The organism is Burkholderia sp. BKH01, from assembly GCF_025685725.1.
Taxonomy (GTDB): Bacteria; Pseudomonadota; Gammaproteobacteria; order Burkholderiales; family Burkholderiaceae; genus Burkholderia; species Burkholderia pyrrocinia_C.
Genome location: NZ_JAOTQT010000033.1, coordinates 16,246 through 28,935, shown reverse-complemented (window position 1 = coordinate 28,935; position 12,690 = coordinate 16,246). Strand labels below are relative to the sequence as shown.

Sequence of the window (12,690 nt, the reverse complement as noted above, 5' to 3'; positions counted from 1 at the left end):
AGATCGCTGCGCGGCCGCCGCCGGCCGCGTGGCGTGTGACGCGCGTTATGCCGGCTTGCGTTTCGCCTCGAGCGTTTCCCACCGTTCGAGCGCGGCGAGCAATTCGTCGTCGATCGCCGCGAACCGCTCGGTCAGGCGCGTGCCTTCCTGCGGATCCTTCGCGAAAATCGAGCCGTCGTCGAGCTGCGCATTGATCGTCTTCTGCTCCTCTTCGAGCGCGGCGATCTTCTCCGGCAGCGAATCGAGTTCGCGCTGCTCGTTGAACGACAGCTTCACCGTGCGCTGCGCATTGCGGCCCGCGGCGCTCTTCGCCGGCTCTTCCTTGACGGGCGCCGCTTCCTTGACCGCGCGCTTCGCGGCTTCCTGCTGCGCGAGCTGCTCCGAACGCTCGCTCTGGATCTGCCAGTCGGTGAAGCCACCGACGTATTCGCGCCACTTGCCGTCGCCCTCCGCCGCGATCACCGACGTCACGACGTTGTCGAGGAACGCGCGATCGTGGCTGACGAGCAGCACCGTGCCGTCGTAGTCGGCCAGCAGTTCCTCGAGCAGTTCGAGCGTCGGGATGTCGAGGTCGTTGGTCGGTTCGTCGAGCACCAGCACGTTGGCCGGACGCGCGAACAGGCGCGCGAGCAGCAGCCGGTTGCGCTCGCCGCCCGACAGCGACTTCACCGGCGAACGCGCGCGCTCCGGCGCGAACAGGAAGTCGCCGAGATAGCTCATCACGTGCTTGCGCACGCCGCCGATCTCGACCCATTCGCTGCCGGGGCTGATGGTATCCGCGAGGCTCTTCTCCTGGTCGAGCTGCGCGCGCATCTGGTCGAAATACGCGACCTGCAGGTTCGTGCCGGTGCGCACCGTGCCTTCGTCGGGCTTCAGCTCGCCGAGGATCAGCTTGAGCAGCGTGGTCTTGCCCGCGCCGTTCGGGCCGACGAAGCCGATCTTGTCGCCGCGCATGACCGTCGTCGAGAAGCGGTCGACGACCGCGCGGCCGCCGTAGCGCTTCGTCACGTCGGTCAGCTCCGCGACGATCTTGCCGGACTTCTCGCCCTGCGCGACGTCGAGCTTCACGTTGCCCTGCGAATTGCGGCGCTCCGCGCGCTCGTGACGCATCTGCTCGAGCCGCGCGACGCGGCCGACGCTGCGCGTGCGGCGCGCCTCGACGCCCTTGCGGATCCACACTTCCTCCTGCGCGAGCAGCTTGTCGAACTTGTCGTTTTCCACGCGCTCGACTTCGAGCTGCTGCGCCTTGCGGGTCTGGTACGCGGAGAAATTGCCCGGGTACGACAGCAGCCGGCCGCGGTCGAGCTCGACGATGCGCGTTGCGACCCGGTCGAGGAACGCGCGATCGTGCGTGATGAACAGCAGGCCCGCGCGCTGCGCGACGAGCAGTTCTTCCAGCCAGCGGATGCCTTCGAAGTCGAGGTGGTTGGTCGGTTCGTCGAGCAGCAGTACGTCGGGCTGCAGCACCAGCGCGCGCGCCAGCGCGACGCGCTTCTGCATCCCGCCCGACAGCGCGTCGACGCTCGCGTCGCCGTCCGGCAGGCCGATCTGCGCGAGTGTCATCGACACGCGCGTGCGCCAGCTCCACGCGTCGTGCGCGTCGAGCGACGACTGCAGCGCGTTCATCCGCGCCAGCAGCGCATCGTGCTCGGCGCCTTCCGGTATATCCGCGAGGCGGTGTGCGATCGAATCGTATTCTTCGAGCAGCTCGCGCGTATGCGTGAGCCCCGACGCGACCGCGTCGAACACCGTCGCGCCCGGCTCGAATTCGGGCTCCTGCGGCACGTAGACGGTCACCAGTTCCTGCTGGCGCGTGACCAGCCCGTCGTCGGGCTTCGCGAGGCCGGCGACGATCTTCAGCAGCGACGACTTGCCCGCGCCGTTGCGGCCGATCAGGCCGACGCGCTCGCCGGCTTCCAGCGAGAAATCCGCGTGATCGAGCAACGCGACGTGACCGAACGCGAGCTGCGCGCCGGTAATGGAATAAAGCGACATGGGGAGACGGCGAAGAGAGGAATCGGAAGCGCCCATTGTACCGGTCGCGGACGCCGCCACCGGTATGGCCGGACGGATAATGCCGCAAGAACGGGCCGCGACGGCCAGTTGACGGCCGATTGCCGGCCGTCGCGCGCGGGCAGCGGGCACCCGACAGCGGGCGGGCGCCGCCCCCTTGCAAGGATGGCCGGGACGCCCGCGCGGTGTGCCCGATTACTTGACGTTGACGGTGATGGTCTGGCTCAGTATGGGGCCGTACGACCGATGCATGCCGTCGCCGAACTGCACCGTCAGCGTATGCTGGCCCGGCGGCAGCGTGATGTCGGTTTCGGTCTGCGCCTTGCCAAAGTGCAGCGAACGTCCATTCGCGGGAATCACCTCACCCACCGGGATCGGCCGGCCGTCGATCAGCAAGTGGTGATGACCGGAGTTCGGCGTCATGTCGCCGGCCGGCCGAAGCTCCATGCCTTCCAGACCGAACTTCACGTGCACCGGGTTCGACACCGTTGCACCATTTGTCGGCTCGACGAAATACGCGTGCCTCTCCTCGGCCCGCGCGATCGTCGACACGGCCATCGCCGCCACGCACACCGCACCCGCGATCCATTTTCTGTTCAGCATCGCATTCTCCTTATGATTGGACAGCCCGGGAAGCATACACCGCACACACGGCGTATGTGTTTCGGTTGCATTGTTCGCGATGCGCACGTTTAAAACGACGTTGCACAGGCGTTCGGCGAAATTCCGGTAACATTGCGCCTTTCGTCCGCCGGCGAGGCTGCGGACGGCGTCACCGAGTTTCCATTATCCCGAGCGCAACATGAGCGAAGTAACCGAATACCAGAGCTGGGTCTGCCTGATTTGCGGGTGGGTCTACAACGAAGCGGAAGGGCTGCCCGACGAGGGCATCGCAGCCGGCACCCGTTTCGCCGACATTCCCGCCGACTGGCGGTGCCCGCTGTGCGACGTGGGCAAGGAAGATTTCGTCGTCGTCGACTTCTGATCGCGGCCGAGCGCGCGATACGCGCGTCGGCGTGCAATCCGCCCGCCGATGCGCCGCGCGTTTGCTATACTCTGCGCGCTGTCCACACTGCCGTCCGGTTCGCGTTTTTTGCGCGATCACCCGGACATGGCTCTCCCCGTAGTTCAATGGATAGAACAAGCGCCTCCTAAGCGCTAGATACAGGTTCGATTCCTGTCGGGGGGACCAGCCAAGCCCCCAAACCTCCCCCAAGATCACCAAGAAACTCCCCGCTCAAGCCCGTCTGGCGGCGCTCTAGCTCCTATCGTTACCCAAGGTTGCTCAGTGACAGCCAGAGAAAGTGTTGGTATTTTTGTTGGTATCAGCCGATACCAACAACACAGATACCAACAATGCCTCTCACAGACGTGCAGGTACGGAACGCGAAGGCCAGCGCGGCCCCGTACAAACTCACGGACGGCAACGGAATGTTCTTGCTCGTCCAACCGAACGGCGCGAAGTACTGGCGCTTCTCATACCGCTTCCTTGGCAAGCAGAAGACGCTCGCCCTCGGCGTCTACCCTTCAAGATCGGCAGCGAAAAAACCATCCGGCACTTTCGGCAAAGCGCGCAGTTCAGACGCCTTGAACTGAAGTTCCTTAGGGATCATCTCTTTAACGTTGGGCCGACGTCGAAAACCAGTAAAAATGGAATAATCCAAGATAAAAGCCTCAAATCGCTCCCCAGCTTTACCGGGCGTGATCGACTGGTGAATCAAATGCACCATGCGTAGATCACTAAGCACTTGAACGATAACCCGCTCTTTAGAATCGTCGCTTCGAACAAGAAACGCATTGATCTTATTGTCATCTAAACACAGCGACTCCAATCTCGACAATGCGTCTCGAAGCACGCCGGCTTCGTTGCGCGCATCCCTCTGCAAATCGCCCATTTTTTGCTGACCGAATTCCCCGATCGCGATATTAACATCGGACAGAGTAACCGTCACATGTCGATTACGACTCGCATGTTCCAATGAGCGTCCAAACATTTGCAGAAAATCTCGGGGCACACCAGCATTAGCCCATGCCAATCGACGAAACGCAGCTTCCGGTATCACTGAACCTCCAAGGCCATAGCCGACGGCATTCAGAAATCCTTCAAGGATTGCTCGCAGGTGTGCCTGAGCAGCTTCGGGATTTTCCAGCGTCAAATCCAGCGACACATATTGGGCGTCACCAGGAACTTGCAGCCCCTTCCTGTCGCTTGGAGAATATACATTCAGGAGCGAACTGAGTCCTGCGACCTTTAACCAACCATTTGCGCCCTTCAACGACGCATTTAGCGTGTGCAACAAACGTGGTTGGCATTCATGGTCTATAAGATGAAAGTCGTCGAGGAAAAGAAAAGCATTACCCTTCGCCGTCTTCGTCAGCTGCGCAAGTACGCGCTTTATAGCGACGGGCGCTCGATCTACCGATGTCGCTCCCGAAGAGATATTTTCCGCAATCGACATAAGCGGTTGCGCGTCGATCGCTACATGCGTCCGAAAGCCGACCTCTTGTGCCGCAGACGCCATCGAGGTGCACATGTCGTAAAGCACTTCTCGAATCAAATCATCGCCACTTAACGTGGAGTAGGTCTGCATGTCGAGAATAGCAACAATGGATGGCGTCTCCGAGAGAAGTTCTGCAGCCCTTCTTATTAGTGTTGATTTTCCGACACCCCGTCGACCTCGGACGATATGTGATGCCGGCTGGGCCAATTGATGATCTTCTCGTTTTTGAAACGGCACATACGGGACAGAGTAGCCACCAATAGGAGCCCCTTGTGATACTTCTCGCGTCGACCGAGTTAGCAGAGTCAGTAACGCACTAGCTTCGGTGGATGCAGGGAAGCTGCTCGCTTTTTCTGGAGCAAGCGCCATCGCCCCCTTAAAGGGATTGCTATCGGGCAGTCTCTTTTGGCTTTCATAAAGAGCATAGGTGTAAAGCGGCGCCTCACGCCCCACTGCAAATTTCAAGAATTCTCGGTTTCCCACCAATACCCGGCAATTGGGGATGCCAGTAACCCCGATCTCACGCTCAAATGCGTCAATTGCCTCTTCGGCGCTACGATCATCATTCATTTCATTGGTCATAGTGTCATACCGCATTTGGCGTTCAGATAATGTCGTGCTGCGTGGATAAATGCTTCGGCTTCTGCTATAGCCTCATCGGGCTTCATGGTGTGCTCTGACGCTGTCGTGCCCCAATTGTCATAATCAGCCCGCAACCGATGCTCGTACAGTTTCCCAACTCGACTTGCCCAGGAGCCAACATCTGGAAAATCACCGGGCAAATCCGATGACGCCTTGCTATGGTCATCACCTTTAAGGCTCACGAAGCCCTGAACCATGTATCGAACGCCCTTTGATGCGTTGTAAGCGGCGTAATATGCACGCGAGAAGCAAGCCCTAGGGCATCCGACCGCGAGAATTTTCTTGGCCTCCGCCAAGTGCTCTTCGCCGAGTTGAAACCAAGCGGTGCAGACATGCTGGGCGTACCGCGCAAGGTCAGGAGTCGGCCAACCGAGAGTTGATAGCTTCCGCGCAAACTCAAGGTGATTGGTAGAGAGTTTCAAAAACTCCAACTCGTGAACCGGCAGTGCAATTTTCACCATGATTTGTGGGTACCGGCTGTCCATTGGGTCGGCCGATTGTACATCGGCAGTAGGCGAATCTCAGTATGAGCGACCATGGTCAGATCGTAGGGAAGTGACAGACCGAGGTCCCGAAATATGGACCACGGCCGGGAAGGTGGCGGCGCGGGGACACTCTTTGCGCGCAGCGTTCCAGACCGCAGGGCAACTTGTAAAACAGTGAGCGAGCGCTCCACACGAGCCCGCCTGTCTCCAATGTTGTCTCCAAGAAAATGTGTGTTTTGGAGATAGACTCGAAGATAGCCGCAGCCTTGCCAGACCAGGCTCACAAGCCGAAACGAGTGTTTATCTCCAAATCTCCAGATATTTTTGCTTCCAGCGGCACGACAAGGTTACGCGCAGCGCCCCTTTCGACTGATCGAGCCTGCACCGATGCGTTTGTTGGTATTTTTGTTGGTATATCCGGAACATCGCCGCCCAAGGAGCCTATGCAGCCGTGAGATATAAATTCTGTCGGGGACCAGCCAAGCCCCCAAACCATCCCCGAGATTCACAAGAAACTCCCCGCTCAAGCCCGTCTGGCGGCCCTCCAGCTCCCGGCATCACGCACCTGCCGGGTATCGTCGGGATTCGCTTTCGAGCGCCGGGTCGTCCCCGGTCGTTATCCAGAGTTTCTGTATGCCGACGCCGAGCAGCCGGCCATCGTTACCCGCACCGCTTTCCTGCGGAGAGCGCGGCAAAGCCGGTTGGATCCGGATTGTGCGTGCTGCAGTGGGATTGTCAAAGCGCAACGCGAATTCGCGAATCTCGGCACCTGGGATCACGGTTCGGGTCTGTTGACCAACCATGATGCTTGAAGGTTTCCCAATGTTCGGCCCGTATCCCTGCATGCGGACGTGCAGCGTGAATCGTGCTGGAAGCGGCCGAACGAAGCTCAGTTCCACATCGGGGAACACATTGGCATCCGACCAACGCCCCCAGTCTTCTCGCGTCGATAAACCGCGAACACTCTCGAGAAACCTCGGAAGGCTTGTTTGGGCGAGATCAATGCCTTCGCTGAGTGAGTTGTTGTTCCTCGGCCCCAATTTGTCGACCACATAGCCGGCCTGCTCCATGAGCTGGTGCGCTGTCATTCCGGAAAGATCCACGTGACTCGTTCCAGCCAAGCGGCTTGCAAGAGCAAAAAAAGCCTGGTCGCCGGTCCGGCTGACAATCGGCGTCACACCGAGGTTCCGGGTAAGCTCGGCTTCGATGGAGGCCCCGTTGTCAGCATAACCGCGCCGGTCGATATAGATACCGTTGAAGCCGATCCGCCTGATCACTTCTATCTGCCGTGCGACGGGTTCGAGCGCGAGGTAGCGAAAGAACAGATCGCCATCGCGCCCCTTCATGCCGCCGAAGCTCCACTTGAGCGCGCTGGTATGCAAAAAGGGGCGTGCCAGATCGTATGGCTCGAGACGGTTGAGCGTGGCTCCTTCGGGAAACCCGACGTACGGCAATTGATAGATCGCACTTCCGGCCGGAACTTGCTGTTCGATCGCATGCACGAAACTCGCATCGCTATTGAATTCAACCTTGTTTTTTGCAAGACGAGTCAGAGACGGCGTCGTTGTCTGATCCCATAGCGCAAATGCGCACAACGCCAGACAGAACGCCGCGATCCGGAGAGAAGCACGTTCGCCGGCGAACAGATATCGCTGAATCAACAGCAACACCGCAGCAATCGACGTAAAGGCAATAAATACGCTGACACGATTCCAGGCTCGAATCATCGGGCTGACGAGCAGACTGAATATGCCGGAAAATCCACCGATCGTGCAGAACAACACCAGCACGATCGTGAGACTTGCAAGGAATTGCAGGGGTTCTTCAGGAGCGCGCCGCCGCGTCGGCGCGACCACAAAAATCACGAGGCTTAGCAAGCCAACGCTGCCGATGATGCCAAGCGATGCAAAGGCGTTTTCGTTGACGAGCGGAAAGGTCCTCGAGTAGTCCGCCGTAAGCTTGGCAAATGGCTTATAGCGATGATCCGGCCGCGGCAGCAGAAGCTGATCGATCTTGAGACCGAGTAGTTCCGCTTCGCTGGGCGAGCGCCACGCCGCTTCCTGATTGACGCCGTGCTGCATCCGATAGATCAGGTTCGGACTGACGTTGGCCACAATGCCGAACGATACGATCGCCACGGCCACGACGACAGGCAAGATCGTCTTAATCGCCTTCTGCCGAATCGATCGTGCGATGCCGGCCGTCAGCAAGCAAAGAACGCCAAAGAACGCGTAATACACGCCGAAACATGAAAGCACGAGCAGGATCAACGCATCGAACAGCGTTCTCTTCACGGCGCGTCGCTGGAGACTGAAAGACAATTCACCATCCCAGATCCGCTTGGCGAACCAGACGAACATCGGTGCGGCGAAGTACCAGGTATAGAAGAGATGATGGAGTCGAAGAAAATGGAACGGGAGCAGCGTGAAGATGAATCCCCCCGCGAAGCTCAGCACCTTCGAGATCTGAAGCTTCCGCAGCACCCAGTACGCCGCGATCGCATTGAGTGGAAATCCAATCAAATAATAGAGGTCGAGCGCGGTCGCGGGATTGCCGAAAGTCCGGCCAAGAACCTTGAGCACGAGCATACTGCCTGAGTCTGGAATCGGATAGTCATACAGACTGGCGCCGAACGGCGCGCCCAATAGTTCAGTGCTGAAGAACCAGTGACTCCTCACCGCAAGCTGTATCAACGAGAGAGTGAAAATGCCATCGCTTCCATAGATGAGCGGGAGATGAAGACCGAGATAGGCCGCACCCGATAGCTGCCAGGCCGCGACCAGACACACCACCATCAGCGTGCCTGAAAACATCCACTCGGAAACCAACCGCTTTTCTGACGATTGCATGTGGGAAATTCTGCAGGGAGATCGATCGTTCATGCCGTTTTCAGCAGGTCAACTGGACTGTCGGTCAATTCGGTCTCGAGGCCGCTTGGGCCTCGATGGCAGCCCCGCCCGAATTGATCCGTTCGCGCTCGACCACCAACGGTCTCTTTTGCGCATAGGTAAGAATCGCGCCCACATACTCGCCAAGCAGGCCAATAAAGAACAACTGTACCGACGCAAAGAAAAATAGACCGATCAGCATCGGAGCGCTGCCCATCGAGAAGCTGCTCCAGAACACGAGCTTCAGGACGAAATACATGAACGAGACGAAAAGGCTCAGGCCGGAAAGGACAAACCCGGCGATCGTGGCAAGCCGCAACGGCACCTTCGAATGCGAGGTAATACCCAGCATTGCGATATCGTAAAGCGTGTAGAAGTTGTTCTTCGATATGCCCCGTTTGCGACGCGGCTGGACGTACGGAATCTGTTTGATCTCGAACCCGATCTCGCACACGAGTCCGCGGAAGTAAGGGTACGGATCATCGATCTGTCGCAGGATCTCGATAACCTTGCGGTCGTAAAGCCCGAACCCCGTAAAGTTCTGGATCAGCGTGACGTTGGCGATCTGCGTGACCAGACGGTAGTACATCCTGCGCAGCGCGAAGAAGAGCGCCGATTCTTTCGATTCAGGCTTTACGCCGACCACGACGGGCGCGCCTGCGAGCCAGCTCTTCACGAACTCACGCATCAGTTCGGGCGGGTCCTGCAGGTCGGCGACCAGCAGAATGACGGCATCGCCCTTTGCTTGCAAAAGACCATACATCGGCGATCGGATGTGTCCAAAGTTCCGTGCATTAACGATCACGCCAACCGCCGGATCGTCCGCAGCGATCGTTCGCAGGATGCTGACCGTCGAATCCGTCGACGCGTTGTCGATGAAGAGATGGTCGTAGGTCACCTCCGGAATCGTCGAGAACACGCGACGAGTCTCTTCGTAGACAGCCCGGACGTTTTCCTCTTCATTGAAACAAGGCGTGACAACGGTTATATGCTTCATGGCAGGTTGAAGACAAAACGGCGATTCAGGATAAACGCAATGACACTAAGCGGCAGCAGCGTCAGAGCATTCGCAATATAGATGTTTGCGTCAAGGCCGAGCAGCAACCGCACTCCGCCGAGATTCAACAGGTAGATCACACAGTAGACGCCGACGAATCGCCAGAAGCGCGACCGCGGCGCACCGTCGAATACGAGCCGTCCGACGCTCTGGAAGTTGAAGAGCACACCGCCAATGGTGGCGAGCCCAATAGCGACGGGATAAGCGAGACCCGCGTAAGTCAGAACCGCAAATAACGAGTAGCCAACCAGTGTGTTCAGCCCACCGACAATCAGAAAACGCAATAGCTGGACAAACGTCCTTGTCAAAGGCTCACGGTCGAAATCAGACGCTCGCATCGAGTGCCTTCTTTATTTGCTCTTTGACGGCATCCGGGGAAAGGCCATGGCTTTCCATCAGATAGGGATAGTTGCCGCACAACGTGCTGAATCTATCTTGAATGCCTACACGCACGAACGTCCCGACAAAACTGCCCATCAGCGCTTCCGCGACGGCGCCACCCAGTCCACCGTAAATCGAATGCTCTTCAAACGTCACGATCGCTTGTCTGCCCGCTGCAAGTCTGCGAATCGAATCAACAGGAAAGGGTTTGATGCAGGGCACGGAGACGATGTCCGCGCCACCGGCAGACGCCGCGACCTTCTGAGCCAGCCGCACACCCGACCCAGTCGCAATGAAAAGGCTCGGATGCGCTTCGTTCGTCAATGGGACAGCATCGCCATTGCGCCACGAGTTGAGCGGTGCAGAATGCACATCGCCAAGATCCGCCTTGCCCATCCGCAGATAGGCAGGCGCCTGTCTGTCCGAGATGTCCTGCATGCAGGCAGTCAGCTCGAACCGGTCAGCAGGAGAATATATCGACAGCTGCGGGATCGCGCGAAGCGCAGCAATATCTTCCGTACTTTGGTGGCTCGTACCCAGTTGTGCGTAGACCACACCGGCGCCATCGCCGATGAAAGTCACCGGCAGATCTTCATAGCAGACATCGATCTTGATCTGCTCCAGAACGCGAATCGGCACGAATGCGGCGAGTCCGTAGACGATGGGTTTGAATCCGGCCTTGGCAAGACCTGCGGCTACCCCCACCATGTTCTGCTCGGCGATACCGCAATTGATGTATTGATCGGGGCATGCTTTGCGAAATGCATCGAAGAGCGCATAGCCGTGATCGCCCGTCAGCAGAAGAACCTTGGGATCTTGCCGCGCCGCGCCGACAATCGCATCAGAAAATGCATCCCTCATTGCTTCACTCCAAGCTCGGCAATCGCGAGATCATACGTTTGCGCCGTGAGCCGCGTGTAATGCCAGATATTTTCATGCTCCATGAACGAGATACCCTTGCCTTTGATCGTGCGAGCCACCATCGCTTTCGGGCGCCCGTCTTTTCGGGTCTTCAGTGCCTGATACGCTTGATCGATTGCGATTTCGTCGTGACCATCGACAGAGACGGCATCGAAGCCAAATGCCTCGAACTTGGCCTGGATGTCGCCGAGTCCGATCACCTCGTCAGTCGTACCCATGGCCTGGAATCCATTTGCGTCGACGATGACGATTAGGTTGTCCAGTTTGAACTGGGCCGCAAAGAGCGCCGCTTCCCAGATCGAGCCTTCATTCAGTTCGCCGTCTCCAACGAGCGCATAGCACTTCTGATCGGTGTCGTTTCGCTTCGCAGCCAACGCAAGACCGACTCCGACGGAAAGGCCATGTCCGAGCGACCCTGCCGTAGCTTCGATACCGGACACGTGCGCATCGGCGAGTCCCTTGAGGCGCGTGCCATTGCCAAAGTAGCGGGTGATTTCATCGTCGGCGAGCCAGCCTATTTCATTCAGACAAGCATACTGAGCCATCACACCGTGGCCTTTGCTCAGCACCATATAGTCGCGACCGGGAGAACGCGGATCGCTTTGCTCGTAGCGCAGGTGTTTGCGGTACAGCACAGCCAGCAACTCAACGATGGAAAATGCACAACCGATATGGACGGTCGATCCTGCGAACGCCATATCGAGAATGGTCTTGCGAATCCGGGACGATTCGAATGTCTTCATGCAGTGACCGTGTTTCGGTTCCAGTTGATCGTCTTGGCAAGGGCCGACTCTAACGACGTGTACTCCTCCACACCAAGCGAATGACGCGCTAGAGAGGTCGAAGGTATATAGCGTGGCGCCGGACCAGACGCAGGCGCCATGTCCGGCACAGCGGCCTCGCGTGCCCTGCATAGCGTCTCCACCATGCGAGCAAGTTCGAGAATCGACACGGCGCGTTCAGAGCCCACGTTATAGGCGCGCCCCGTCACGCCTCCGTGCAGCATGCGCAGAAGCCAGATACAGGCATCGGCGATGTACAGATAGCTGCGTAGAGGCCGCCCATCGCCCTTGATGACAATGCGCTGCCCCGCCAGCGCATCGCGGATAAAGTTGCCGGCGGCAAATGGGCCGTCCATCGGGATACCTGGGCCGACGAGCGCGTAGATTCGCGCAATAGAAACATTGATGTCATGCTGCTCGCCGTAGGTCGACGCGAGCCATTCAGCCGACCTCTTCCCATGCCCGTACGCTGCTTTTGTGTCGAGCGTGTCAGGCGCGCCGCAATAGCTCTCAGGCGTCCGCTCCAGCGTCGGGGGCTGATGCCCGTAAATCGCGCCGCTCGACGTCAGCAAACAGTGTGTCGCACCATTCGAGCGCGCGAAATCCAGCACCCGGCGTGTACCGGTTACATTCGCATCGAACACCCGCAAACCATCGCCAGCCTTTGTGATGTCTGCGACGTCGGTCGCTGCATGGATGCACAGGTCGATCGCACCCATCGTGCCCGTCGTCGTTTCGAAATCGATGACATCGCCTTCGTACAATGCCAGGCCAGGTGCTGCATAAAGATGCGGCGCCAACATGCGCGCTTTCTCGGGATTGCGACTCAGTACGACAACCTCGATCCCGCTACCGAGTGTCCGATTGGCATGCTGTACTGCTTCCAGCAACCACGATCCGATGAAACCCGTGCCACCCGTGATGAATAGTCGCGCCCCACGGAAAGCCGTCCAGACATCCACCGTATGCTGAACGACCAGTTCGAGATCTTCTCGTGGGTACGGCTTCCGCATCGATGAC

Annotated in this window: 11 protein-coding genes, 1 tRNA gene and 1 pseudogene; 3 read left to right on the top strand and 10 right to left on the bottom strand. The window is 58.6% G+C overall.

Annotated features, from left to right (window positions below):
- Positions 1-45 precede the first annotated feature (45 nt).
- Positions 46-1,995: an ATP-binding cassette domain-containing protein gene (locus OEJ37_RS31450; protein WP_263348731.1), complete on the bottom strand. Its 1,950-nt coding sequence runs from the start codon at positions 1,993-1,995 to the stop codon at positions 46-48.
- 213 nt (positions 1,996-2,208) lie between these two features.
- Positions 2,209-2,616 carry a DUF4399 domain-containing protein gene (locus tag OEJ37_RS31445; RefSeq protein ID WP_174418151.1) on the bottom strand — a complete coding sequence of 136 codons (408 nt, stop codon included), beginning with the start codon at positions 2,614-2,616 and terminating at the stop codon, positions 2,209-2,211.
- A 199-nt stretch (positions 2,617-2,815) separates the two neighbouring features.
- Here OEJ37_RS31445 and OEJ37_RS31440 point away from each other — a divergent pair, with 199 nt between their 5' ends.
- The 3 genes and pseudogenes from OEJ37_RS31440 to OEJ37_RS31430 form a co-directional block, all read left to right on the top strand.
- On the top strand, positions 2,816-2,998 hold the full coding sequence (locus OEJ37_RS31440; protein ID WP_034190709.1) for a rubredoxin: 183 nt from the start codon (positions 2,816-2,818) through the stop codon (positions 2,996-2,998).
- Between the two features lie 132 nt (positions 2,999-3,130).
- Positions 3,131-3,205, top strand: a tRNA-Arg gene (locus OEJ37_RS31435).
- A gap of 164 nt (positions 3,206-3,369) precedes the next feature.
- A pseudogene (locus tag OEJ37_RS31430) lies at positions 3,370-3,555 on the top strand (Arm DNA-binding domain-containing protein); the annotation flags it as partial.
- On the opposite strand, the gene OEJ37_RS31425 reads toward OEJ37_RS31430, so the two are convergent.
- From OEJ37_RS31425 to OEJ37_RS31390, 8 genes are all read right to left on the bottom strand, one after another.
- On the bottom strand, positions 3,534-4,883 hold the full coding sequence (locus OEJ37_RS31425) for an ATP-binding protein (RefSeq protein WP_263348805.1): 1,350 nt from the start codon (positions 4,881-4,883) through the stop codon (positions 3,534-3,536). The pseudogene OEJ37_RS31430 and the gene OEJ37_RS31425 overlap by 22 nt on opposite strands.
- A 209-nt stretch (positions 4,884-5,092) precedes the next feature.
- Positions 5,093-5,617, bottom strand: a complete 525-nt coding sequence (locus tag OEJ37_RS31420; RefSeq protein WP_263348725.1) for a hypothetical protein — start codon at positions 5,615-5,617, stop codon at positions 5,093-5,095.
- Between the two features lie 581 nt (positions 5,618-6,198).
- On the bottom strand, positions 6,199-8,490 hold the full coding sequence (locus OEJ37_RS31415; RefSeq protein WP_263348723.1) for a DUF7024 domain-containing protein: 2,292 nt from the start codon (positions 8,488-8,490) through the stop codon (positions 6,199-6,201).
- A gap of 64 nt (positions 8,491-8,554) precedes the next feature.
- Positions 8,555-9,526, bottom strand: coding sequence for a glycosyltransferase family 2 protein (locus tag OEJ37_RS31410; RefSeq protein ID WP_175919280.1), 972 nt, complete (start codon positions 9,524-9,526; stop codon positions 8,555-8,557).
- Positions 9,523-9,924: a GtrA family protein gene (locus OEJ37_RS31405; RefSeq protein WP_175919279.1), complete on the bottom strand. Its 402-nt coding sequence runs from the start codon at positions 9,922-9,924 to the stop codon at positions 9,523-9,525. The genes OEJ37_RS31410 and OEJ37_RS31405 overlap by 4 nt, the downstream gene beginning before the upstream one ends.
- On the bottom strand, positions 9,911-10,828 hold the full coding sequence (locus tag OEJ37_RS31400; protein WP_175919278.1) for a transketolase family protein: 918 nt from the start codon (positions 10,826-10,828) through the stop codon (positions 9,911-9,913). The genes OEJ37_RS31405 and OEJ37_RS31400 overlap by 14 nt, the downstream gene beginning before the upstream one ends.
- Positions 10,825-11,631, bottom strand: coding sequence for a transketolase (locus OEJ37_RS31395; protein WP_263348719.1), 807 nt, complete (start codon positions 11,629-11,631; stop codon positions 10,825-10,827). Before OEJ37_RS31395 ends, OEJ37_RS31400 begins: the two co-directional genes overlap by 4 nt.
- The gene (locus OEJ37_RS31390) at positions 11,628-12,683 is read right to left on the bottom strand and encodes an NAD-dependent epimerase/dehydratase family protein (protein WP_263348716.1); all 1,056 of its coding nucleotides are present in this window, start codon (positions 12,681-12,683) and stop codon (positions 11,628-11,630) included. Before OEJ37_RS31390 ends, OEJ37_RS31395 begins: the two co-directional genes overlap by 4 nt.
- Between the last annotated feature and the right edge of the window lie 7 nt (positions 12,684-12,690).